This window comes from Devosia sp. P1_H9 (genome assembly GCF_056405135.1).
This window is the reverse complement of sequence record NZ_JBFUCQ010000005.1, coordinates 34931-57253: the sequence shown is the minus strand read 5'-3', so window position 1 is coordinate 57253 and position 22323 is coordinate 34931. Positions and strand designations below refer to the sequence as shown.

At 66.2% G+C, this 22323-nt stretch carries 18 protein-coding genes and 1 riboswitch; of the genes, 8 read left to right on the top strand and 10 right to left on the bottom strand.

Annotated features, from left to right (window positions below; genetic code table 11):
- Positions 1–73 precede the first annotated feature (73 nt).
- The 3 genes from dld (at position 74) to serA (ending at position 4793) form a co-directional block, all read left to right on the top strand.
- The gene (dld, locus tag AC1DYL_RS10960) at positions 74–1783 is read left to right on the top strand and encodes a D-lactate dehydrogenase (RefSeq protein ID WP_477173162.1); all 1710 of its coding nucleotides are present in this window, start codon (positions 74–76) and stop codon (positions 1781–1783) included.
- A 137-nt stretch (positions 1784–1920) separates the two neighbouring features.
- The gene (locus tag AC1DYL_RS10955; protein WP_477173161.1) at positions 1921–3105 is read left to right on the top strand and encodes a phosphoserine transaminase; all 1185 of its coding nucleotides are present in this window, start codon (positions 1921–1923) and stop codon (positions 3103–3105) included.
- A 101-nt stretch (positions 3106–3206) separates the two neighbouring features.
- Positions 3207–4793: a phosphoglycerate dehydrogenase gene (gene serA, locus AC1DYL_RS10950; RefSeq protein ID WP_477173160.1), complete on the top strand. Its 1587-nt coding sequence runs from the start codon at positions 3207–3209 to the stop codon at positions 4791–4793.
- A 37-nt stretch (positions 4794–4830) separates the two neighbouring features.
- Here the strand turns inward: serA and AC1DYL_RS10945 are convergent, their stop codons facing one another.
- Together AC1DYL_RS10945 and AC1DYL_RS10940 are read right to left on the bottom strand one after the other, a co-directional pair.
- Positions 4831–5994 (bottom strand): epoxide hydrolase family protein, encoded by a 1164-nt coding sequence (locus AC1DYL_RS10945; protein WP_477173159.1) that lies wholly within the window; start codon positions 5992–5994, stop codon positions 4831–4833.
- 269 nt (positions 5995–6263) lie between these two features.
- Complete coding sequence (locus AC1DYL_RS10940) at positions 6264–6761, bottom strand: cupin domain-containing protein (RefSeq protein WP_477173158.1); 498 nt, start codon at positions 6759–6761, stop codon at positions 6264–6266.
- A 107-nt stretch (positions 6762–6868) separates the two neighbouring features.
- On the opposite strand from AC1DYL_RS10940, the gene AC1DYL_RS10935 reads away from it, so the two are divergent.
- Positions 6869–7774 carry a LysR family transcriptional regulator gene (locus tag AC1DYL_RS10935; protein ID WP_477173157.1) on the top strand — a complete coding sequence of 302 codons (906 nt, stop codon included), beginning with the start codon at positions 6869–6871 and terminating at the stop codon, positions 7772–7774.
- A 57-nt stretch (positions 7775–7831) separates the two neighbouring features.
- Here AC1DYL_RS10935 and AC1DYL_RS10930 read toward each other — a convergent pair whose 3' ends face one another.
- On the bottom strand, positions 7832–8212 hold the full coding sequence (locus AC1DYL_RS10930; RefSeq protein ID WP_477173156.1) for a hypothetical protein: 381 nt from the start codon (positions 8210–8212) through the stop codon (positions 7832–7834).
- A gap of 117 nt (positions 8213–8329) precedes the next feature.
- Between AC1DYL_RS10930 and AC1DYL_RS10925 the strand changes: the two genes are divergently transcribed.
- Positions 8330–9139 (top strand): helix-turn-helix domain-containing protein, encoded by an 810-nt coding sequence (locus AC1DYL_RS10925; RefSeq protein WP_477173155.1) that lies wholly within the window; start codon positions 8330–8332, stop codon positions 9137–9139.
- Positions 9140–9452: 313 nt separating this feature from the next.
- On the opposite strand, the gene AC1DYL_RS10920 is transcribed toward AC1DYL_RS10925, so the two are convergent.
- The 3 genes from AC1DYL_RS10920 to AC1DYL_RS10910 all read right to left on the bottom strand — a co-directional run bounded on the left by AC1DYL_RS10920 (position 9453) and on the right by AC1DYL_RS10910 (position 13401).
- Positions 9453–10409 (bottom strand): DMT family transporter, encoded by a 957-nt coding sequence (locus AC1DYL_RS10920; protein WP_477173154.1) that lies wholly within the window; start codon positions 10407–10409, stop codon positions 9453–9455.
- A gap of 92 nt (positions 10410–10501) precedes the next feature.
- Positions 10502–11887, bottom strand: a complete 1386-nt coding sequence (locus AC1DYL_RS10915; protein WP_477173153.1) for an FAD-binding oxidoreductase — start codon at positions 11885–11887, stop codon at positions 10502–10504.
- 143 nt (positions 11888–12030) lie between these two features.
- Entirely contained in the window at positions 12031–13401 is a 1371-nt protein-coding gene (locus AC1DYL_RS10910) for an FAD-binding oxidoreductase (RefSeq protein ID WP_477173152.1), read from the bottom strand.
- A gap of 253 nt (positions 13402–13654) precedes the next feature.
- On the opposite strand from AC1DYL_RS10910, the gene AC1DYL_RS10905 reads away from it, so the two are divergent.
- Positions 13655–14944, top strand: a complete 1290-nt coding sequence (locus AC1DYL_RS10905) for an adenylosuccinate synthase (protein WP_477149787.1) — start codon at positions 13655–13657, stop codon at positions 14942–14944.
- Positions 14945–14993: 49 nt separating this feature from the next.
- Positions 14994–17141 carry a hypothetical protein gene (locus AC1DYL_RS10900; RefSeq protein ID WP_477173151.1) on the top strand — a complete coding sequence of 716 codons (2148 nt, stop codon included), beginning with the start codon at positions 14994–14996 and terminating at the stop codon, positions 17139–17141.
- 60 nt (positions 17142–17201) lie between these two features.
- Here the strand turns inward: AC1DYL_RS10900 and AC1DYL_RS10895 are convergent, their stop codons facing one another.
- The 3 genes from AC1DYL_RS10895 to thiB are packed head-to-tail and all read right to left on the bottom strand — an operon-like array spanning position 17202 to position 20407.
- Positions 17202–17834: an ATP-binding cassette domain-containing protein gene (locus tag AC1DYL_RS10895; protein WP_477173150.1), complete on the bottom strand. Its 633-nt coding sequence runs from the start codon at positions 17832–17834 to the stop codon at positions 17202–17204.
- The gene (locus tag AC1DYL_RS10890; RefSeq protein ID WP_477173149.1) at positions 17821–19440 is read right to left on the bottom strand and encodes an ABC transporter permease family protein; all 1620 of its coding nucleotides are present in this window, start codon (positions 19438–19440) and stop codon (positions 17821–17823) included. The genes AC1DYL_RS10895 and AC1DYL_RS10890 overlap by 14 nt, the downstream gene beginning before the upstream one ends.
- Entirely contained in the window at positions 19415–20407 is a 993-nt protein-coding gene (gene thiB / locus AC1DYL_RS10885; RefSeq protein ID WP_477173148.1) for a thiamine ABC transporter substrate binding subunit, read from the bottom strand. The genes AC1DYL_RS10890 and thiB overlap by 26 nt, the downstream gene beginning before the upstream one ends.
- Before the next feature lie 64 nt (positions 20408–20471).
- Positions 20472–20569, bottom strand: a riboswitch (TPP riboswitch).
- 74 nt (positions 20570–20643) lie between these two features.
- Between thiB and AC1DYL_RS10880 the strand changes: the two genes are divergently transcribed.
- Positions 20644–21294, top strand: a complete 651-nt coding sequence (locus tag AC1DYL_RS10880; RefSeq protein WP_477173147.1) for a thiamine diphosphokinase — start codon at positions 20644–20646, stop codon at positions 21292–21294.
- A 62-nt stretch (positions 21295–21356) separates the two neighbouring features.
- Here AC1DYL_RS10880 and rpoH read toward each other — a convergent pair whose 3' ends face one another.
- Positions 21357–22244 (bottom strand): RNA polymerase sigma factor RpoH, encoded by an 888-nt coding sequence (rpoH, locus tag AC1DYL_RS10875; protein ID WP_477173146.1) that lies wholly within the window; start codon positions 22242–22244, stop codon positions 21357–21359.
- Positions 22245–22323: the final 79 nt, after the last annotated feature.

The window sequence follows — 22323 nt, the reverse complement described above, 5'->3', positions numbered from 1 at the left end:
GAAAGCTGGCGTCGACGCTGGCGCAGTTCCGGCCTATGCAAGTGCCCGGCCGACGAATAGCGACAGACCTGCAATGATCACCTCTCCGACCCAGATTTCCGGCGACGCCCTGCTGGCGCAGTTGCGCGGCTTTGTCGGCGACAGCTACGTGCTGACCGACGCGCGACGCACCCGCCGCTTTCGCAAGGGCTATCGGTACGGCGAAGGCAAGGTGCTGGCAGTAGTGCGGCCCGGCACGCTGCTCGAGCAGTGGCGGGTGTTCAAGGCCACCATCGAGGCTGGCCGCATCGTCATCATGCAGGCGGCCAATACCGGCCTCAACGGCGGCTCGACGCCGTTCGGCGACGACCACGACCGCGAGGTCGTGCTGATCAACACCATGCGAATCGGCCGCATCGACCTGCTCAAGGGCGGCGAGCAGGTGCTCGCCCTCGCCGGCGCGACGCTGCATCGGCTGGAAAAGCTGATCCGGCCGCTCGGGCGCGAGCCGCATTCGGTAATCGGCTCCACCACCATCGGCGCCTCAGTAGTCGGCGGGGTCAGCAACAATTCCGGCGGCGCGCTGCTGCGGCGCGGCCCCGCCTTCACCCAGCTGGCGCTCTATGCCCGGGTCGGCGAAGACGGCAACGTGTCGCTGATCAATCATCTCGGCATTGAGCTCGGCAACGATCCCGAGGAGATCCTGTCGCGGCTGGATAGCGGCAAGTACTCCGAAGCCGACGTCTGGCACGACACCGGCAAGCTGGCCTCCGACCCCGATTATTCGACGTTGGTGCGCGATATCACGGCGCCGGGTCCCGCCCGCTTCAACAACGATCCACGGCTGCTCTACGAGGCCGCCGGCAGCGCCGGCAAGCTCTGCATCTTCGCCGTCCGGCTCGACACCTTCCCGAGCTCCGGCCCGTCGAAGGTGTTCTACGTCGGCTCCAACGACTTCATGGAGCTGACCAATATCCGCCGCCACATCCTCAGCCAGTTCAAGGCGCTGCCTGTGGCTGGCGAATACCTGCACCAGGACGCCTACGCGCTGGCTGAGAAATACGGCAAGGACCTCTACCTGCTGATCAAATATGCCGGTACCGAGCGCATCCCGACCGCCTTCGCGCTGAAGAGCCGGTTCGACGCGATCACCGGCCGGCTGGGCCTGGGCACCAACCTGTCGGACCGCCTGCTGCAGGTGATCACCGGCTTGCTGCCCAACCATCTGCCGGTGCGGATGAACGCCTTCCGCGACCGCTACCAGCACCACCTGCTGCTGCGCATGGACGGCGAGGGGATCGAGGAGGCGCGCGCCTATCTCACGTCGATATTCCCCACTGCGGATGGCGACTTTTTCGAGTGCGACGACGAGGAGGCGGCCGCAGCCTTCCGCAACCGCTATGCGGTCGGCGGCGGCTCGGTCCGCTTCCGCGCCGTCAATCCCAAAACGGTCGAGAACATCGTTGCGCTCGACCTGGCCCTGCCGCGCAACACCATCGATTGGCGCGAGACGCTGCCCGAGGGCATCGAGGACAGCATCGTGCGCCGCATCCCCTGCGGCCACTTCTTCTGCCAGGTGTTCCACTACGACTACGCAGTGAAAAAGGGCACCGACTGGCTGGCGCTCGAGCACAAGATTATCGCCCACCTCAACGGCCGCGGCATCGAGTTCCCCTCCGAGCACAATGTCGGCCACCTCTACACCGCCAAGCCCGTGCTGGCCGATTTCTACCGCTCGCTCGACCCGACGAACTCGATGAACCCGGGTATCGGGCAGACCTCGAAGCTCAAGGATTGGGCGTAGCGCGAGGTCAGGCCGTCTGCATTGCTCGGTATCACCACCAGACTTTTGGACGCTTGACGCGCTCCCGTCATGAGGAGTATCTGCCCGTCCCAGGACACCTCACCCTAACGTGAGGCTTTCGACCTGGGAGGGTCGCCATGGCTGATTTGCCCCTGACTGCGCCGGCAGTGAAACCGGCTAACCCCAATTTTTCGTCGGGCCCCTGTGCCAAACGTCCTGGCTGGACGGTGAACGTGCTTGCCGACGCGCTCGTCGGCCGCTCGCACCGGGCCAAGCCCGCCAAGGCGCGCATCGAGAAGGCTATCGCCTTGACCCGCGAGCTGCTCGAAGTGCCCGCCGACTACCTGATCGGCATCGTCCCCGCTTCCGACACCGGCGCCGTCGAAATGGCGTTGTGGTCGATGCTCGGCGCTCGCGGTGTCGACATGCTGGCCTGGGAGTCGTTCGGCGAAGGCTGGGTCACCGACGTCCAGAAGCAGCTGAAGCTCGATAATGTCCGTGTCCTCAAGGCGCCGTATGGCGAGCTGCCGGACCTCAAGACCGTCAACTTCGACAACGACGTGGTCTTCACCTGGAACGGCACCACCTCGGGTGTCCGCGTCCCGAACGCCGACTGGATCCCGGCCGACCGCAAGGGCCTCACCATCTGCGACGCAACCTCGGCCGCCTTCGCGCAGAATCTCGACTTCGCAAAGCTCGATGTCGTCACCTTCTCCTGGCAGAAGGCGCTCGGCGGTGAAGCCGCGCACGGTATCCTGATCCTTTCGCCCCGCGCCGTTGAGCGGCTCGAGACTTTCAAGCCGGATCGCCCGCTGCCCAAGATCTTCCGCATGACCAAGGGCGGCAAGCTCATGGCCGATATCTTCGAGGGCGCCACCATCAACACCGTGTCGATGCTCTGCATCGAGGACGCGGTGGACGCGATGGAGTGGGGCAAGACGGTTGGCGGCCTCAAGGGTATGCAGGCGCGCGCCAACGCCAACTTCAAGGTGTTGAACGACTGGGTGGCGAAGACCCCGTGGGTCGATTTCCTCGCCAAGAACGAAGCCGAGCGCTCGAACACTTCGGTCTGCCTCGTCATCTCCGATCCGGAGATCACGGCGCTTTCCGAGGACGCGCAGGCGGCCTTCGCCAAGGCGATCGTTTCGCGGCTCGACAAGGCCGGCGTCGCCTACGACATCGGCGGCTATCGCGATGCCCCGACCGGTCTTCGCATCTGGGCGGGCTCGACCGTCGATGCCGATAGCCTCGCGGCGCTGACGCCGTGGCTCGATTTCGCCTTCGCGACGGAGAAGGCCGCACTTTCCAAGGCAGCAGCCTAGAAGTTCACGACCTTCACCGCTCCTTTCCCTGGAACAGGGGCGGTCCTTTCCATCGATTTCCATTCATCCGCGTGGCATTCCCGCGGCAAGAGGAGGGCGACATGCCCAAGGTTCTCGTTTCGGACAAGCTGTCGAAGACCGCTGTCCAGATCTTCAAGGACAACAATATCGACGTCGATTACCTGCCCGATCTCGGCAAGGACAAGGACAAGCTGTTCGAGGTGATCGGCCAGTATGACGGTCTCGCGATCCGCTCGGCGACCAAGGTCACCGAAAAAATCCTCAGCGCGGCCAAGAACTTGAAGGTCATCGGCCGCGCCGGCATCGGCGTCGACAACGTCGATATCCCCGCCGCCACCAAGGCCGGCATCATCGTGATGAACACGCCCTTCGGCAACTCGATCACCACTGCCGAACACGCCATCGCCATGATGTTTGCACTCGCCCGCCAGCTCCCCGAAGCCGACGCCTCGACCAAGGCCAGCAAGTGGGAGAAGAACCGCTTCATGGGCGTCGAAGTCACCAGCAAGACCCTCGGCCTCATCGGCGCCGGCAATATCGGCTCGATCGTTGCCGACCGTGCGCAGGGCCTCAAGATGAAGGTCGTGGCGTTCGATCCGTTCCTGACGCCCGAGCGCGCCCAGGCGATCGGCGTCGAGAAGGTGGAGCTCGACGAGCTGCTGAAGCGCGCCGATTTCATCACGCTGCACACGCCGCTGATCGATGCCACCCGTAACATTATCGACGCCGCGGCGATCGAGAAAATGAAGCCCGGCGTCCGCATCATCAACTGCGCCCGCGGCGGTCTCGTCGACGAGGCGGCGCTCTACGAAGCGCTGAAGTCGGGCAAGGTCGCCGGCGCCGCGTTCGACGTGTTCGTCGAGGAGCCGGCGCAGAACAACCCGCTGTTCGAGCTGGACAATTTCATCGCCACCCCGCACCTCGGCGCCTCGACCACCGAAGCGCAGGAGAACGTGGCGTTGCAGGTGGCCGAGCAGATCTCGGCCTACCTCAACACCGGCGAGATCGCCAACGCGCTGAACTTCCCCTCGATCACCGCCGAGGAAGCGCCGCGCCTCACTCCGTGGATCAAGCTCGCCGAAGCGCTGGGCTCGTTCGCCGGCCAGCTGACCGAGACCTCGATCAAGGGCATCCGCATCGAGTACGAGGGCAATGTCGCCGCGCTCAACACCAAGCCGATGACCGCAGCCGCGATCAACGGTGTGCTGAAGCCGCAGGTGGCCGAGGTGAACATGGTTTCGGCCCCGCAGATCGCCAAGGATCGCGGCATCAATGTCGAGATCATCACCCGCGACCAGCAGGGCGCTTATGAGGGCTACATCCGACTCACGGTGATCACCGAGCGGCAGGAACGGGGCTTGGCCGGCACCATCTTCGCCAACGGCAAGCCGCGCATCATCCAGGTCAAGGGCATCAACATGGACGCCGAGCTGACCCCGGCGATGCTCTACGTCACCAACGAGGATAAGCCGGGCCATATCGGCCGCCTCGGCACGCTGCTCGGCAACCTCGGCATCAACATCGCCAACTTCAACCTCGGCCGCGCCGAGGTGGGTGGCGATGCCATCGCGCTCCTGTCGATCGATGGTTCGGTGACCGCCGAGCAGCTCAGCGAAATTGCCGGTTTGCCCGGCGTCAAGCAGGCCAAGGCTCTGGCCTTCCAGTAAGAACGAAAGGCCGGGCCCAGTGCCCGGCCTTCTTGTTTTAGCCCCGCAGCGGGCGGAAGAATTTCTGCAGGTCGCCGGCCAGCAGGGCCGGCTCTTCCATTGCCGGGAAGTGCCCGCCTTCGGCGAACTCGCTCCAGTGGCCGATCTGGTGCTGCGGGTCGAACAGCGGGCGGACCAGGTCGCTGGCGTTGAACACGGCGACACCGCGCGGCGTGGCGCTGGGCGGCGCCCAGCCCATGGCCTTGAACGCCTCCCACAACGCATTCGCCGAGGCGGAACCGCCACCGCCGAACCAGTAGAGGCTCACATTGGTCAGGAACTGGTCGATATCGACCGCGTCCTCGATCGTCGTCTTGTTCGGGTTGGTCCACGCCTCGAACTTCTCGGCGATCCAGGCCAGTTGGCCGATGGGCGAGTCGTTGAGGGCGTAGCCGAGCGTCTTGGGGCGGGTCGACTGGATGGCGATGTAGCCGTTGCGATCGGCGACTTTCGCAAGCAGAGCGCCGGCCCGCTGCTTCTGCTCGTCGGAAAGCGCCGGGTTCTGGCTCAAGTCGCCGCCCATGAACGAGGCTACGGCGATGACGCTGTCAAGATCGGTGCCGAGGTGGAGGCCGATGGCGCGGCCGTTGGTCAGCACATCAAGCTGCGCCGCGACGTCCGATCCCATGTCGGTGCCGTGGATGGCGAAGCGATCATAGCCGAACTGGTTGAGCAGCTCGGCGATAGCTGCCGCCGTCTTGCCGGCGGTCCAGCCGGGCTGGCGCGGGGCAGGGGATAGGCCGAAGCCGGGAGCGGTCGGGATCACCAGGTGGAAGGCGTCCTTGCCGTCCGTCGGATTGGTCAGCGGCTCGACCAGCTTCAGGTACTCGATGCCCGAGCTCGGCCAGCCGTGGCAGAGCACCAGCGGGGTCGCATCGGCGTGCTTCGAGCGGATGTGGAAGGCGTGGATCTGCTCGCCCTCGAACTCGAGCATCACCTGGTCGTACTGATTGAGCTCCGCCTCTTTGGCGCGCCAGTCGAAGGCCTCCCAGCGTTCGGCGAGCTGGCGGAGATAGCCGCCGGGAATGCCGCGTTCCCAGGTGTCGGGGGCGACTTCTACCGGCCAGCGGGCGCTGCGCAGGCGGTTCTTGAGGTCAGCGATGTCGGCGTCGGCGATGGCGATCTTATGGGGCTTGGCGGTGGACGTCTTGGCGGTAGACATGGCGGTCTCTCCTCGGGCGGCTGAATTGGCGATGGCCGTGAACGCCAGCACGAGTGCTGCGGCTACGGCGGACTGGATGAGGGATCGACGGGTCAGGGGCATTTTCGGTCGTCCTCGCTGTTTCGGTGCCGGTCTCTGCCGGCCCCAGAACATTGCGCCAGCGCTGCTGACAGAGCCTGTCAGCAGCGCCGGGACCGGCCAATCTTCGACCCAAAATGCAATGTCCCCGCGGTCTCCCACGGGGACGTTTGCAGCGCCTCGCCTGTTGGTCAGTCGCGGCTCAGCGGCGGCCCGAGCAAGGTCATGCCGTGGCGGGTGAACACGGCCGCGATAGCCGCCCGGTCGGGATTTGCGGCACGCGCCACGGGGCCCAGTTCCTCGTAGAACTTGTGGCCGCCGCCAGGCACGTAGACCACCAGCACCTCCGCCGGCTCGTCGGTGAGGTTGAGGAAGGCGTGCGGCACGCCGGCGGGCAGATAGACGAAACCGCCTTCGTCGACGATCGCGGTCTGCTCGCCGCAGCGCACCTTGAAACGCCCCTTCAGCACCTGCAGCGTTTCCTCCTGCAGATGATGGACGTGCAGGGGCGGGCCGCCATGGGGTGCCACCTCGACGACGAAGTAGTCGAACTTTCCGGCCGTGTCTTCGCCGGTCACCTTGAAGATGAGATCGCGCCCGGGACCCGACTGCAGCCGCAGCCCCGCCTCCGGCGTCAGGAACTTCGGCTTGAGCATCACGTCATTCGATTGTTCGCGTACCACCTGCATTCAGACCTCCCTGGCGTTGAAGTTATTGCCATCGCCACATTCGCGCCGTGGTCCGCTCACGTGCTACAGCAAAGACTGATAGGCCGTTTTTCATTTCTGGGGTTGCCATGGAATGGGATGATCTCCGGCACTTTCTCGCCGTGGCGCGCACCGGCAGCCTCACCGATGCGGCCCGGGCCCTCAAGAGCAGTGCCGCGACGGTCGGCCGACATGTCGAGGCGCTCGAGGAGAAGCTCGGCGCACAGCTGTTCGAGCGCCGGTCCACTGGCTACCTCTTGACCGAAACCGGCACCGCTGTCCTCGCCAAGGCGGAAGAGGCCGAAGAGGCGGTGCTGTCACTGGAACGCGAGACCATGGGCGCTGACCAGCGGCTCGCGGGTCGGGTGCGGGTCGCCACCACCGAAGATCTCGCGACGATGGTGATCGTGCCGGCCCTGCCCAGCTTTTGCAGCTACCATCCCCTGATCTCGCTCGAGGTACTGGCGCGCCTTGACCTCTCGAGCCTGACGCGCCGCGATGCCGACCTGGCGCTGCGGACGGTACGGCCGGACAAGGGGGAACTGCTGATGCGCCGGGTGGGGGCGGTCGATCTCGCGGTCTACGCTTCGCCTGGCTATGTCGTTTCGAGGCACCTGGAAGAGGGTGCGGTGGATTTCCGCAAGGTCGAGATCATCTCGTGGATCGAGGAGATGGCCAACCTTCGGGGTGGGGCCTGGCTGGCCGAGCATGCGGCCGGCGCGCACATTGCGCTGCGCGTCAACACGACGCGACTGTTGTTCGATGCCTGCCGAGCCGGCCTGGGCCTCGCCATTCTGCCGTGCTTCGGCGCCGACGGCGATCAGGGCCTCGTTTGCGTGGTGCCGCCCGAACAGGTGATCTCGATCGATGCCTGGCTGGTGATGCACCGCGACCTGGCGCGGACCGCCAGGGTGCGGGCGGTCGCCGATTTCATCGTCTCGCTCGGGCCAAGATTGTCGCGCCGGCCGTCTCTGGGAGACCGGGATTGGCACTAGCGGCGAGAACCGCCCTCGCGGTGCACCCGCGAGGACGGTTTTGCTGGCCCGCAATCCTCAGGCGAGGGCGCGAGCCTGGCCGAGGCCGATCCACTGGAGGGCGGCTAGCGCCGCAACCGCGACGGCCTGGGCGATGACGAAAGCCACGCCGAGGAGGGTCAGGGGGAACGTGCCGGCCAGCAGCACGATGACGCTGCCGACGACCCACGCGGCGTTGACAATGACGATCAGCATCGCGGCACTGCGCGGCGTCTGCTGCTGCATGCCGACCCAGCCGACGAACGCGGCAAAGGCGATGAGGAACAGGCCGAGCGGCAGCGTCGCGGTTGCCGGCAGGCCGGTCAGGCCGGTGAGGAGGCTGCCGCCGATGGCGAGCAGCGCGCCGGTGGCAACGGTTGCAACGGCGTCGGCAACAAAGGCAAAGCGGACGAGGTTCATTTCGTTTCTCCGTCGGGGGTTCGTGAGTGACGGCGACACATTTCTACCTCCCGCTTCCTCGTCTCAACTAACGCAGAGGTAATTGAACCGACGGCGCGACCGGTTAGGGTCCTCGACATGACACACGCACAAGCCACGGCCTCTGACCGTTCCATCGGTGACTACATCCGCGACTGGCGGCAGCATCGGCGCTTCAGCCAGCTGGCGCTCTCGCTCGAGATCGAGCTCAGCCAGAAACACCTCAGCTTCATCGAAAGCGGCCGCTCGGTCCCCAGCCGCGAGGTGGTGTTGCGCATCGCCGCCGGCCTCGGCGTGCCGCTGCGGATACGCAACCTGATGCTGCTGGCAGCGGGCTACGCGCCGGTCTACCCGGAGCGGCGGCTCGATCACCCAGATCTGGCGCCGGCGCGCGCTGCCGTTGATCTGGTGCTCAAGGCCTACGAGCCCTACTTGGCCATCGCAGTCGATCGCGGCTGGAACCTGGTGTCGGCCAATGCCGCCGCGACGCCGTTCCTGGCTCAGGTCACCAATCCCGAGCTGCTGCAGGAGCCAATCAACGTGCTTCGCCTCAGCCTCCACCCGGAGGGGCTGGGAAAGCTGATCGTCAACTACGACGAATGGGCCCGCGACATCCTGCGCCGGGTCGCAGCCCAGCTCGAAGCAAGCGGCGATCCCGTCATCGCCGACCTGCTCGAAGAGCTGCGCGAGATCGCCAGCATCCCCGCCGGCCACGAAGGTCGCGACGAGCATGGCGGCGTATTCGTGCCGATGAAGATGCGCTTCGGCGACGCCGTCGCCAGCTTCATCTCCACCACCACGGTGTTCGGCACGCCCACCGAGATCACCCTCAGCGAACTGGTGATCGAGGCGTTCCTCCCGGCGGATGCCGAGACGGCGGCGCTGTTGGCGTCGTTGGCGGCGAGCTGAGGGCGCGACGATGCGCCCGACAGCCCATGGGCTTCGGTAGATTCAAAGATCGGGCGGTTCCGGCGTGGGTTCGACCACGCGGGTAGTCCGCAAATGAAAGGCCGTCGCCACGCCGGAACTATTCGGGTTTTTGCGGGGACCATGAGGAAGCGTTCGCACGCCGTGCGCTAGCCCGGACGGTGGATGGGTGCCCATAGCCGCGGCCGCCAGGGGACGGCTCCCCCAGCACCGAAGTCGCCCCACCGACCGTCCGTACGCGACCGCGCCCGTGTGGGTGACGGGGGCAGAATCGCATGGTTGGAGAGAGTGGGGATTAGTTGGGCGAAGAATTTTTCCGCGCAGAGAACTCCGCCAGCACAATTCCGGCGGCGACCAGCACCGCTGCGATGACGTGAAACGGCTGCAGCGCCTCGCCCAGCACGATCACCGAGCCCACGGTGCCGAATAGCGGGATCAGGTTGACGAACAGGCTGGCGCGGTTGGAGCCGATGAGTTCGACGCCGCGGACGTAGAGCAATTGCGAGATCACCGAGGGGAAGATCACTGTGTAGGCGGCGATCAGCCAGCCCTGCATGTCGATGGCGGCGAGGTTGGCGGGGAGAGCCGCGGTGCCGTTGCCGAGGGTGGCCTGGTAGACGAGCGAGGCGATGATGGCGCCGGTGCAGGTGGCGGCGAGAAAACTCAGCCAGTGGGTCTGCGGGCGCCAGCGCAGCGCGATCGAATAGATGGCGTAGGCGAAGCAGGCGAGGATCACCAGGAGGTCGCCGAAGTTCACTTCCAGCTTCAGGATGCGGGCGAGGTCGCCGTGGGTGGCGATGATTGCCACGCCGAGGATGGTGATCAGCACGCCGAGCAGTTGCAGGCTGCGCACCCGGGTGCGGAACAGCGCGAAGTTGAGGATGATGACGAAGATGTTGACCGCCACCTGCTCGAGCGAGGTGTTGACGCCCGAAGTGTAATAGGCGGCGACGTAGACCAGCACGTTGAAGGTGGCGAAGCCGACCGCGCCGTAGAACAGGTAGAGCCACCACTTGGCCCGGATCACCGGCCAGTCGCGCTTCAGCGGGCCGATGGCGAAGGGCAGCACCAGCAGCAGTGCGCCGGTCCAGCGCAGGATCATCAGCGAGTGCGCGTCGATATGGCCGACCGCCAGCTTGCCGGCCACGACATTGCCGCCCCAGAACAGCGTGGTGAGGACGAGGATCAGGTAGGGGCGATCCATCAGGGCGTGGAACGCCCGGGCGCCGGTCGTGGCAGAGGAGTTGGTCATTGGGGCCGTCTGGTTCGGGCATCGGCCGCCACCGTGGGCGGCGGCCGAAGAACGCGCGAACTTAGTCAGCCTTGGTGCGTCGCGCCAGCCCGTCAGGCGGCCGGCGGGATGTTCTGGTTGAGCCGGAACAGGTTCTCCGGGTCGTACTTGGCCTTGATCTGGCGCAGGCGGTCCCAGGTCGAGCCGGGATAGGCGGCGCGGAGGCCTTCGCCACCCTCGATGCCGAGGAAGTTGACGTAGGCGACGGAGTTGTCCTGCCGCACGGTGCCGATGGCGTCGGTTGCCCAGCGGTCGAAGTGGGCCGTGACGTCGGCGCCGCCCTCATACATGGCGAGGAAGGCCACCATGATCTTGCTCCGCCGGTGCGCGAAGGCCGTCGCCTCGGTGGCGACCCGGGAATATGCGCCGCCGAGGACGCGGATCTGGCCCATCTTCATCGGGCTCGGACAGGCCTCGAGCGCCGCCAGCATCTTTGCGGCGGTCTCGACGCTGACATGGTCGACGAAGCGCGAGCGACACGACACCGCTGGGCGCATCTCGGGCGGCGGATCCATGGCGTACATGCTGGAGTAGGGCGCCGGCCGCACCAGGTCGGCGATCGGCGCAGCGATGGCGCGGAACGGCGCCAGGGCGAGCGCCGCGGCTTCGGGCGTGCCCGAGAAGGCCATCATGCCGATCAGCGCCAGCTTGCCATGGTATTCGGCCGGCACGAACGGCACCGGTGGGACGGGCATCACCATGGCGATGGTGGAAAGCGCATCCGGTGCAGCATCGGCCAGCGCCGCGAACTTCGCGACGTTCTCGGCCGACGCCGGCAGCACAAGCGGACCGCCGACGAAGGACGGGAGCGGGTTGAGCTTGAACTTCAGCCGCGTCACCACGCCGAAATTGCCGCCGCCGCCGCGCAGCGCCCAGAACAGGTCGGGGTGGTTGGTCTCGTCGGCGATCAGGATGTCGCCGGACGCCGTCACCACTTCGCCCGCCAGCAGGGAGTCGATGGTGAGGCCGTGCTTGCGCACCATGTAGCCGATGCCGCCGCCCAGCGTCAGGCCACCGATGCCGACGGTGCCGGAATCGCCGAAGCCGACGATCAGGCCGTGCTGCTCGACGGCGCGGGTCACTTCGCCCGAAGTGAGGCCGGTGCCCGCCCAGACGGTGCTCGTCTCGCCGTCGACCTCGATGCCGTTGAGGTCGCGCAGGTCGATGACCAGCCCGCCATCGGTGCCGCTATGGCCGCCGACGCTGTGGCCGCCGCTGCGAACCGCCAGCTCGAGATCGGTGGCGCGGGCGAAGTTGATCACTGCCGCCACGTCCGCAACGTTGGCGACACGGATCACCGCCGCCGGGCGCCGGTCGAAGTTACCGAGGGCGACGGTGCGCACCTCGTCATAGGCGGCTTCGCTGGGCGTAATCACCCGGCCGCGCAGGCTCGAAGCCAGCATGTCGATCTGGTCTTCGAGCGGAAAGCGTTTGTCCATTCCCTGAAATCTCGCTGAGGTTTGCGTTGGAGCGCAGGCCTCTAGGGGCGGCGGATTGAACGGCAAATGAATGCGCCGCTCAGCGCCGGATCAGGAATGAAACGGGCGCCCGGATGTGCTGGGACATCCGGGCGCGAGTGGCCTCAGGCCGGCGGGATGTTCTGGTTGAGCCGGAACAGATTCTCCGGGTCGTAAACCCGTTTCACCTGTCTCAGCCGGTCCCAGGTGTCGCCGGGATAGGCGGCGCGGGTGCGGGCCGGACCCTCGTCGGCGACGAAGTTGACATAGGCGCCGTCATCGCCCCGGTTGAGCGCTTTAGAGAAGTCGGCTACCCAGGCTTCCTTGGTGGGCTTGTCCGCCTCGCCGTCGTAGAAGGCGGCGACGTTGAGCATGATCGGGCTCTTGCGGTGCGCATAAGCAGTGGCCGCGGGGGCCACTCGTCCGACAGCGCCGCCGAGCACGCGGATCTGGCAGACGCGGAGGCTCGCGTCGGACTCCTCGAGATAGCCGATGATCGTCTCCGCTTCCGGGGTTCCGATGTGGTCGACAAGCAGGTTCAGCGCCGTCGCGGTCGGGTGGTAGTCCGGATCCTCCGGCGGATACATGCTGGCGTATGGCCCCGGCTTGACGAAATCGGCCAGTGGCGTGGCGAGGGCGCGGAACGGGGCGAGGGCTTTCTCGGCCGCCTCGGGCTCACCGGCAAAGGCGAGCATGGCAAGGATCACCATCTTGCCGTGCTGCTCGGCGGGGAGGAACGGCATCGGCGGAGCCGGCATGACATTGGCGATGCTCGAGAGCTCCTCGGGCGCCGCCTTGGCTGCAGCGACGAAGCCGGCAATGGTCTTGGCGGTCGCCGGGAGCACCAGCATGCCGCCGGTGAAGGCGGGCAGGGGGTGCAACTGGAATTTCAACCGGGTGACCACGCCGAAATTGCCGCCGCCACCACGCAGCGCCCAGTACAGTTCGGGATGGTTGGCTTCATCGGCGAGCAGGCGCTTCCCGTCGGCGGTGACGAGCTCAACGGCGAGCAGCGAGTCGATGGAAAGGCCGTACTTGCGGGCGAGGTAGCCGACGCCACCGCCCAGGGTGATGCCACTGATCCCGACCGTACCGGCATCGCCGAAGCCGACGATAAGGTTGTGCGGGGCAAGGGCCTCGGTGAGTGCGATGGCGGTGACACCGGCACCGACCCAGACCGTGCGGGCGGCGGGGTCGATGTCGATTTCGGTCAGATCGCGGACGTCGATGACGAGGCCGCCTTGCGTCGTCGAGTGGCCGGCGCCGCTGTGGCCGCCGCTGCGTACGGCGAGCTCAAGGCGGTTATCACGGGCATGGGCAATGGCGGCTGCGATGTCGGCAGCATCGGCCACGCGAACGATGGCAGCGGGCCGCTTGTCATAGCCGCCATACATGACGGTACGGGCCTTGTCGTAGTCGGAATCAGTCGCAGTGATGACCCGGCCGGGGGATCCGGCGGGCAGGCGTAGGGCATTCGCGGCAGTCGAGAGGGGCATAATACTGACCTCAGATTCTCGGGTTGGCGCGCTGGGTTGCGGTAACATGGGTGTGACTATCCGTGATTGCTAGGGGGTGCGACGCAACGGGATTTGTCATCTGAGATGGACTGCTCTAAAGGACGTCCGCAACTACCTCGGACTTCCCCATTGGGAGTCGCCCGGTCAGCTTGCAGCGAAATCGAAACTGATCTTTGCGGTCCGCCGGCACCAGGCCCGGCCGGGCTGCCGCTTCCTGAGGGGCAATAAGCGCATGGCAAATGTGATCGTCGTCGGCAGCCAGTGGGGTGACGAAGGCAAAGGCAAGATCGTCGACTGGCTCAGTGAGCGTGCCGACGTGGTGGTGCGCTATCAGGGCGGTCACAATGCCGGTCATACGCTGGTGATCGACGGAACGAGCTACAAGCTGGCGCTGCTGCCCTCGGGCGTAGTGCGCGGCAAGCTGAGCGTGATCGGTAACGGCGTGGTGGTCGATCCGCATCATTTCGTCATGGAAGTCGAAAAGATCGGCGCCCAGGGGATCGACGTCACCCCCGAGGTCCTGAAGATCGCCGACAATGCGCCGCTGATCCTCAGCCTTCATCGCGAGCTCGACGCGGTGCGCGAGAGCGGCAATTCCGGGCTGAAGATCGGCACCACCCGTCGCGGCATCGGCCCGGCCTATGAAGACAAGGTCGGTCGCCGTGCGATCCGTGTCTGCGACCTCAGCGAACCCGATACGCTGATGCCCAAGATCGAGCGGCTGCTCGGGCACCACAATGCGCTGCGCCGCGGCATGGGCATGGCCGAGCTCTCGGCTCAGGCGCTCTACGACGAGCTGATGGAAGTCGCCGACAAGATCCTGCCTTACGTCGACCAGGTCTGGCGGTTGCTCGACGAAAAGCGGCGCTCGGGCGCTCGCATCCTGTTCGAGGGGGCACAGGGCGCGCTGCTCGACAACGATCACGGTACCTATCCGTTCGTCACCTCCTCCAACACCGTGGCGGGGCAGGCGGCGGCCGGCTCGGGTCTCGGCCCGACGGCGATCGGCTATGTGCTGGGGATTACCAAGGCCTACACGACCCGCGTCGGCGAGGGCCCGTTCCCGTGCGAACTCGATGATGAAATCGGCCGGCACCTGTCGACTGTTGGTCGCGAAGTCGGCGTAAACACCGGCCGGCCGCGCCGTTGCGGCTGGTTTGACGCGGTGCTGGTGCGTCAGACGGTGAGAACGTCGGGGATAAACGGCATCGCGTTGACGAAACTGGATGTTCTAGACGGCCTCAAAGAGCTCAAAGTGTGCGTGGCCTATGAGCTCGACGGTCAAAGAATTGACTACTTGCCTGCCTCAATGGGAGCACAAGCTGCTGTTAAGCCGATTTACGAAACCCTAGAGGGGTGGTCGGAAACTACGGCAGGGGCGAGAAGCTGGTCGGAACTCCCGGCACAGGCGGTTAAGTACGTCAGGTACATAGAGGAGCTGATCGGGGCGCCGGTCGCCATGCTCTCCACCAGTCCTGAGAGGCTGGATACCATTCTGGTGCAGGACCCGTTCCAAGACTGAGTTTTTTTCGTTAGAACATGCCTCCAAAATTACGGATGTCGTTTAGCGAATGGCGGACTACAAAGAGCTGTTACGTAGGGCGGTAGAAGCTCTGCCGGAGAACAATGGGGCCGCGCGCCGCGCGGTATACGAGAAGGCACGCGCTGCCCTCGTCGGGCAGTTGCGCGCCATTAATCCGCCATTGGCCGCCCGCGACATCACCGCTCACCGCCTGCAGCTCGAAGATTGCATCCGCCAGGTCGAGCAGGAAGCCAGCGAGGCAGTGATCGCCGGGCTCGGCTCGAGCAAGGAAGACAATCCGCCCCCGCCGCCGGTGTATTTCGAGGCGCCGGCCAAGAAGGCGCCATCAGCGCTGGCCAAGCCCGTCGCCAAAGCCGCGCCGCAAAGCGCCAAGGAGCCGCCGCGTCCGCTGCCGCCGGGTGGCTCGATCGAAGAGATCATCGCCGCCGCCAATGCCGAGCAGACCGAGTCGTCGGATCGCTCGCGCTCGATCGTCAGGCCCGATGCCAAGCCTATGGGCAAGCCGGTGCCCAAGCTGGTGCCGCCACAGCGGCCGCAGCCGCAGCTGGCTGCCCCGGTGCAGCCGGACGAGGATGAGGACGAAGTCGAGCAGCCGCAGCGCCAGGCGCCGGTCCGCTCCGTGGTCCCCGCCAAGTCGCCCGCCGGGCGTTCGCCATTGCCGTCGATCGTCGCTCGTGCCGAGGCAGCCAAAAGCCGCACCGGCAACACTGCCTTCGGCGCCCCGATTGGTGGCGCGGCACGTGGACCGGTATTCGAGCCGCGCCGCGAGCTGCCGTCGCCGCGCCTTGAGCCGGCAGGCCGGAGTGGCCAGGCCGCGGCGCGCCAGGTGGCGGAGCCGATGGCGTTGTTCAACGAGCCGCCGATTGCCGCTGCCATGTCGGCAGTGCGCGAAGTCGAGGTAGAAGCTCCGCCGGCCGATCCGCAGGGCGCGATCGATCGCGCCATTGCGACGCTCGACCGCGAGGCACGCGGCGATGGTGATCTCGACGGAGGGATGACCAACGGCAACGGTTACGGTGAGTTCGAGGACGAAGCCGACGAGCAGCCGGCGCACAAGAACGGCTTTGCGCCATCGATCCTGCGGGCCGACGCACCGGCCGTGTCGCGGTCGCAGCGCGAGGGTAAGGCAGCCAAGGCCAGCGTGTTTGCCCGTGACGCACGCGAGCCGCGCGGCAAGCAGCGCCGTGAGGCCGAGCCCAGCTTCCCGCGGGCCCGGGCCGAGGACGAGCGCCGTGGCCTCGGCGCCGTTACGATCTTCCTTATCGTTTTCGCCGTGCTGTTGATCGGCGCCGGTGGCGCCGGCTTCTGGGCCTGGCGTGAAGGCTTCATCGACCTCGATGCGATGTTTGGGCGCGGTGCGCCGACGACGCAGCAGGCCGTGGTTACGCCTTCGACCTCCACTGACGCCGCAACGGATACGCCGGCCACTGGCGTCGGCAATACCGCGACGCCGGCCGAGAGCGTTGCGCCGACCGCAGAACTCGGCACCGAGGATCGTCTCGGTTCCGAGCCCGCTCCGGTGGCCGAGACCCAGGCACTGCCGCTGGTCGAGCCCTCGTCCGAGCGGCTGGGCGCCGATACCGCGACCGCCGCGGCTACCGATCAGGCCGGAGCTTCGGTCGATCCGGCCAGCCTCGCCGGCAGCCAGTCCCTGCTGCTCGAGGCCTCGGATGGCGGCACCACAGGCGCCGTGCCGTTCTCGGGCACGGTCGAGTGGAGCAAGGGGACCGACGAGATGGGCCTGCCGACACTGATCGGCAAGGCGAACATCCCGGCGCGCAACCTCGCGGTCGACGTGCTGATCCGCAAGAACTCCGATGCCAGCCTGCCGGCCAGCCACCTGATGGAAGTGAACTTCCGGGTGACCGACAGCTTCATAGGCGGCTCGATCGCCGGCCTGCCCGGCGTGCTGCTGAAGAACGAAGAACTGGTGCAGGGCACGCCGCTGGTTGGCGCCTCGGCCCGGGTCGTCGGCAACTCGTTCCTGTTCGCGCTCAGCGCCTCGCCAGCCGATGTCACGGCCAACAGCAACCTGCTGACCTCGCGCAAGTGGATGGATCTCGCGCTCATCTACGCGACCGGCAAGCGGGCGATCATCACGCTCGAAAAGGACGCCGCGGCCGAGACGATGTTCGCCGAGGTCGTCGGCGCCTGGAACAAGACCGCGACGAACTGATCGGGTTGGCCCAGAATTCAAGACGCCCGGCCTGGTCCGGGCGTTTTCTTTTTGGCACTGCTAGCTCTGCGCCAGCTTTCCATCCGCCAGGTGATAGCGTTTGGCCGCCAGGGCCTCGACATCGTCGACGTGATGGCTGACCAGCAGGGTGATCCAGCCGTGGCGCTCGGTCAGGGATTTGACCAGCGTGCGGATAGTGCCGCGGGTCTCGTCGTCGAGCGCCGAGAACGGCTCGTCCAGCAACAGCACCGGCCGGTTGCGCAGCAGAGTGCGGGCCAGTGCCACGCGCTGCTTCTCACCGCCGGAGAGGGTGTCGGCGCGCTGCTTCAGCACGCCGGGCAGCCCGACTTCTGCCAGCGCCGCGGCCACCTGGACTTGCCGGTCGGCTGAGTTGCGTGGCAGTCCGAGCTCCAGGTTCTGGTACGCGCTGAGGTGCTCGAATAGCGTTTCCGACTGGAACAGGATGGAGATCGGCCGTTCCTCTGGCGGAAGCGGCAGCAGGTCGCGGCCGTCGAGCTTGAGCGACCCTCCGGTGGGGGCCAGGAAACCGGCGATCAGGTCGAGCAGCGTCGATTTGCCTGCGCCGGACTGGCCGCTTACGGCAGTGATCTCTCCAGGCTTTGCCGAAAAGCTCAGGTCGAAATGCCTGGTCGCGCCCGGATGCGTGAAGGTCAGGTGTTCAGCTTCGAGCATCGGTAAGCTTTCCAAACAGCTTCGGCAGCAGCACGAAGGCGGCGATGGTGATCACCAGCATCAGCGCCGCGATAGTGGCGGCGTCGTTGCTGCGATAGGCACCGAGCGCCCGGTACATGAGCAGCGGCAGGGTGGCGAAATCCTCGGTGCCGAACAGTGCGATGACCCCGAGATCACCGAGCGAGAAACAGAACGCCAGCGCCAGTACCACGCCCGCCTCGCGTCCGATCAGCGGCCACTCAACCGCAACGAACTGCTGCCAGCCGCTCAGTCCGAGCGAGCGGATCAGCCGCCCTCGCCGCTCTGCAATGGCATCGAACGGGGGGGCGAGCGTCGCGAGCGCGAAGGGCAGGGACAGCAGCGCATTGGCGAGCAGCACCACCACTGGGGCCGCCGCCTCCGGCATCATCCCTGCGTTGCGGACGAGGAGGAACGCGCCGAGCGACAGCACCACGGCAGGTACGGCGAGATAGGCGTAGGCCGGCGCGCCGATGCCGACGCGGACTAGCGGGATACCCGAGGCGGCGCGGCCCATGCCGATGCCAAGCGCCAGTAGCAGGGTCAGTAGCGCCGAGCCACAGCCGAGCGCGAGGCTGGTGCCCAGCGCCTTCCAGAAGCTCGCGCGGCTGGTGACGTCGACAATGCCCGAGCCGATGCCGTCGATGAGGATGGCGACGAGCGGCAGCGCGAAGCCGACGATGCTGACGACGAGCACCGCCCATTGGGCGGCGCGGGCCGTTGACCGGTCGCGCCAACTCGGTGGGGTGGAGCCGCCAGTGCTGGCCGAGATCGGCGCGAAGGCGGAGGCAGCGACAATGGTGATCGAGCAGATGCCGATCTGCACCAGCGCCAGCGTCACCGCACCCCGCAGGTCGAAATCGAGCCGGACGGCCGCATAGATCGCGACTTCCAGCGTCTGGTTGGCCGGGCCGCCGCCGAGCAGCAGCACGATGGGGAAGCTGGTGAAAGCGAGGAGAAAGATGATTGCGGCGAGCCCAGGCAGGGTGGGGCGCAGCATCGGCCAGTCGATCACCGAGAAGCGCTGCCAGGCGCCGAGGCCGAGGCTCTGGCCGGTCTTCAGCCGCTTTTCGGGAATGGCGTCGAGCCGGGCCAGGAGGATGCGGGCGGCGAAGGCGCCATCGAGGATGACGTGGGCGGCGAGGATGCCGCCGAGGCCGAACAGCGGCACCTCCAGCGGGTGCCCGGTCAGCGCCAGTGCGGTCTGGTTGACCCAGCCGGCACGGCCCCACACTGATAGCAGCCCGAAGGCGACGATCAGTCCGGGGGTGACGATGGCCGAGGCGAACAACCCGACGATCAGGTCGCGGCCGGGGAAACGCAGGCGGTTCAGCGCCCAGGCCAAAGCGGTGCCGACCAGCAGCGACAGGATGGTGGTGAGCCCGGCCTGGATGCTGGTCATCGACACGAGATGCCAGACATCGACGCTGGACTGATGAGCCGCCGGTTCACCGGCAGCCGTGGCCAGGATCGCCAGCAGCACCAGTGCCACCAGCCCGGCAATGGCCAGCGTGATGCCCGCCCCGGCGATGAGCCGGAGCGGGCGATGGGGCAGGACCAGGTTACTGGAGCGCGGCGAGAGCAGCATCGACCCAGGCCCGGCCGTTGGCGGCAAGCGCGGCCTCGTCGACCGGCAGCACCTTTTCCGGCGGTTTGCCGAAATCGGCGGGCAGGTCGGCGCCGATGTCGATCACCGGATACATCCAGTTGGTGGTCGGGATCACCTTCTGCGCCTCGGGAGTAACGAGATAGGCGAGGAAGGCCTTGCCGAGTTCCGCCTGGTCGGTGCTCTTGGTCAGCCCGGCCACTTCCACCTGCGGCACGAAGCCTTCCGTGAACGGTGCGTAGCCGTACTTGTCGTCCTTTTCGGCGATGGCGTGGTAGGCGGGCGAGGTGGTGTAGCTCAGCACCATGTCCGCCTGGCCGTCGAGGAACAGGCCGTAGGCTTCGGACCAGCCACGCGTCATGGTGAGGACGTGCGGCTTCAGGCCCTTCCAGATCTCGGGCGCGCGGTCGCCATAGGCTGCCTGCACCCAGAGCACGTTGCCCAACCCTGGCGTCGAAGAACGCGGATCCTCGATCACGATCTTGAAGCTCGCGGGCAGCGCAATGAGCTCTTCGAACGAGGTCGGCGGGTTGGGCGTCTTCTGCTTGTTGTAGACATAGGCGAAGTAGCCGTAGTCGAACGGCACGAATTCGCCGTCGCTCCACGGCAGCGTGAGACCCTCGAGGGTCAGCCCGTGTGGCGCGAACAGCCCGGTGGCACGGGCTTCGCCGGAGGTGGCGGTGTCGAGGCCGACGACGACGTCCGCCTTGGTGGCGGCACCCTCGAGCTGCACCTTGCGCAGCGTCGAGATGGCGTCTTCGGCGGTGGTGAATTCGACGGTGCAGCCGCAGGTCTTCTCGAAACCGGCCTTCAAGGCCGGGCCGGGCCCCCACTCGGCGGCGAAGCTGTCATAGGTGTAGACGTTGAGGACCGGCTTGTCCTCGGCGAGGACAGGCAGGGCGGTGGCGCAGATGACTGCCGCCAACGCGAAGCGTGCGAACGAGCGCATATCGTTCCCTTCGGTTGCGGCCATGTGAATGAAGGGGGACGTGCATGGGTCGGACGCCTGCGCGCCCTTGCCATCTCGAACTTCCTCCGCCAGCATGACCTGGTTCAGGTTCAATGGGTAACTCTCAGCTCCGGAAGATCCGGAACACCCCAGCGAGACAGCTGACAGATAGACAGAGTTTTCCCTCCGTGCAAGCACGTGCCCCCCAGACTTCCGTTGCGGTCTTTGACGACCTTATGGTCATCGTTGGCGGCGGGACGGTCGATTTCGACCTCCTGCGCGAGCTCTATGCCTCAGGCGGCCACCTGGTGGGGGCGGACGGCGGAGCAGACCAGATCGTCGAAGCCGGGCTGAAACCCGAGCTGATCATCGGCGATTTCGATTCGCTCAAGAACCCGCACTCGTGGCTCGGCAAGACCCGGCTGATGCAGATCGCCGAGCAGGAAACCACCGATTTCGAGAAGTCGCTCTATTCGACCCGTGCGCCAGTTACGGTGGCACTAGGGATGACCGGGCGACGGTTTGACCACACGTTGGCGGCGCTCGACGCGGTCACCAAGTATGCAGCGAAGCGCAAGATCGTGCTGGTCGACGAGGAAGACGTGGCGCTACCGCTGACCAAGTCGTTCTCGTTCACGGTCGAGCCGGGCGAACGGGTGTCGATCCATCCGCTGGCGCCGGTGACGTTCTGGACCTCGGAAGGGCTGAAATATCCGCTCGACGCGGTGAAGCTCGCCCCAGGGGTGCGCACCGGCACGTCCAACGAGGCGCTGACCGGACCGTTCAAGATCGTGCCGGAGGAGGGCGTGCATGCGCCGTACCTGCTGATCCTGCCGCGGAAATACCTCGCGCAGTTGATCTCGAAACTGCTGTTGGCGAAGCGCTAGCGGCGCCAAACGAAAGGGCCCCGGCGATGCCGAGGCCCTTTCTCATTTCAACGATCGTTCGATCAGACGGCAGCTTCGCGCGACTTGGCGTGGGCGGCTTTCTGCACGGCTTCCTGCACCTTCTCGAAGGCGCGGACTTCGATCTGCCGGATACGCTCGCGGCTGACATTGTATTCCTGCGCCAGCTCTTCGAGCGTCGCTGGCTCGTCGCGGAGGCGGCGGGCCTGGAAGATGGCCTTCTCGCGCTCGTTGAGGTCGCTCATCGCGTTGGTGAGCAGCCCCATGCGCTCGGAGAATTCCTCGGTCTCCCCGAGGGTGGTCTCCTGGTCCGGCGTATCGTCGACCAGCCAGTCCTGCCACTCCGAGGCGCCTTCGTCGGCGCGCATCGGCGCGTTGAGCGAAGCGTCGCCCGAGAGGCGCTGGTTCATTGACACCACGTCGTTCTCGGTAACGTGGAGGGTCGTCGCGATCTGCTTGATCTGGTCGGGGTGCAGGTTGCCGTCATCGAGGGCGGCGATCTGCCCCTTGATCTTGCGCAGGTTGAAGAACAGTCGCTTCTGCGCGGCGGTGGTGCCGATCTTCACCAGCGACCACGAACGCAGCACGTATTCCTGAATGGCGGCCCGGATCCACCACATCGCGTAGGTCGCGAGGCGGAAGCCCTTTTCGGGCTCGAAACGCTTCACCGCGTGCATAAGGCCGACATTCCCCTCCGAGATCACCTCGGAGATGGGCAGGCCATAGCCGCGATAGCCCATGGCGATCTTCGCCACGAGACGCAAATGCGATGTGATGAGCTTCTGGGCGGAGCCGGGATCCTGATGCTCCTTGTAGCGCTTGGCGAGCATGTATTCCTCGTCAGGCTCAAGCATCGGAAACTTACGGATTTCCTGGAGATAGCGGCTGAGTCCACCCTCAGCCGAAAGAATTGGCAGATTTGTCTGGGCCATGATGCACCCTCGTCTTTCCCCCGTATCACGGGCAGATAAGCAGCCGTGTCCAGTCCGGCACACGGCTGACTGTCTGGCA

Excerpts from the sequence above, each read along its gene's own strand:
- dld (WP_477173162.1), top strand. The coding sequence starts at position 74 with ATGATCACCTCTCCGACCCAGATTTCCGGCGACGCCCTGCTGGCGCAG.
- AC1DYL_RS10955 (WP_477173161.1), top strand. The coding sequence starts at position 1,921 with ATGGCTGATTTGCCCCTGACTGCGCCGGCAGTGAAACCGGCTAACCCC.
- serA (WP_477173160.1), top strand. The coding sequence starts at position 3,207 with ATGCCCAAGGTTCTCGTTTCGGACAAGCTGTCGAAGACCGCTGTCCAG.
- AC1DYL_RS10945 (WP_477173159.1), bottom strand. The coding sequence starts at position 5,994 with ATGTCTACCGCCAAGACGTCCACCGCCAAGCCCCATAAGATCGCCATC.
- AC1DYL_RS10940 (WP_477173158.1), bottom strand. The coding sequence starts at position 6,761 with ATGCAGGTGGTACGCGAACAATCGAATGACGTGATGCTCAAGCCGAAG.
- AC1DYL_RS10935 (WP_477173157.1), top strand. The coding sequence starts at position 6,869 with ATGGAATGGGATGATCTCCGGCACTTTCTCGCCGTGGCGCGCACCGGC.
- AC1DYL_RS10930 (WP_477173156.1), bottom strand. The coding sequence starts at position 8,212 with ATGAACCTCGTCCGCTTTGCCTTTGTTGCCGACGCCGTTGCAACCGTT.
- AC1DYL_RS10925 (WP_477173155.1), top strand. The coding sequence starts at position 8,330 with ATGACACACGCACAAGCCACGGCCTCTGACCGTTCCATCGGTGACTAC.
- AC1DYL_RS10920 (WP_477173154.1), bottom strand. The coding sequence starts at position 10,409 with ATGACCAACTCCTCTGCCACGACCGGCGCCCGGGCGTTCCACGCCCTG.
- AC1DYL_RS10915 (WP_477173153.1), bottom strand. The coding sequence starts at position 11,887 with ATGGACAAACGCTTTCCGCTCGAAGACCAGATCGACATGCTGGCTTCG.
- AC1DYL_RS10910 (WP_477173152.1), bottom strand. The coding sequence starts at position 13,401 with ATGCCCCTCTCGACTGCCGCGAATGCCCTACGCCTGCCCGCCGGATCC.
- AC1DYL_RS10905 (WP_477149787.1), top strand. The coding sequence starts at position 13,655 with ATGGCAAATGTGATCGTCGTCGGCAGCCAGTGGGGTGACGAAGGCAAA.
- AC1DYL_RS10900 (WP_477173151.1), top strand. The coding sequence starts at position 14,994 with ATGGCGGACTACAAAGAGCTGTTACGTAGGGCGGTAGAAGCTCTGCCG.
- AC1DYL_RS10895 (WP_477173150.1), bottom strand. The coding sequence starts at position 17,834 with ATGCTCGAAGCTGAACACCTGACCTTCACGCATCCGGGCGCGACCAGG.
- AC1DYL_RS10890 (WP_477173149.1), bottom strand. The coding sequence starts at position 19,440 with ATGCTGCTCTCGCCGCGCTCCAGTAACCTGGTCCTGCCCCATCGCCCG.
- thiB (WP_477173148.1), bottom strand. The coding sequence starts at position 20,407 with ATGCGCTCGTTCGCACGCTTCGCGTTGGCGGCAGTCATCTGCGCCACC.
- AC1DYL_RS10880 (WP_477173147.1), top strand. The coding sequence starts at position 20,644 with ATGGTCATCGTTGGCGGCGGGACGGTCGATTTCGACCTCCTGCGCGAG.
- rpoH (WP_477173146.1), bottom strand. The coding sequence starts at position 22,244 with ATGGCCCAGACAAATCTGCCAATTCTTTCGGCTGAGGGTGGACTCAGC.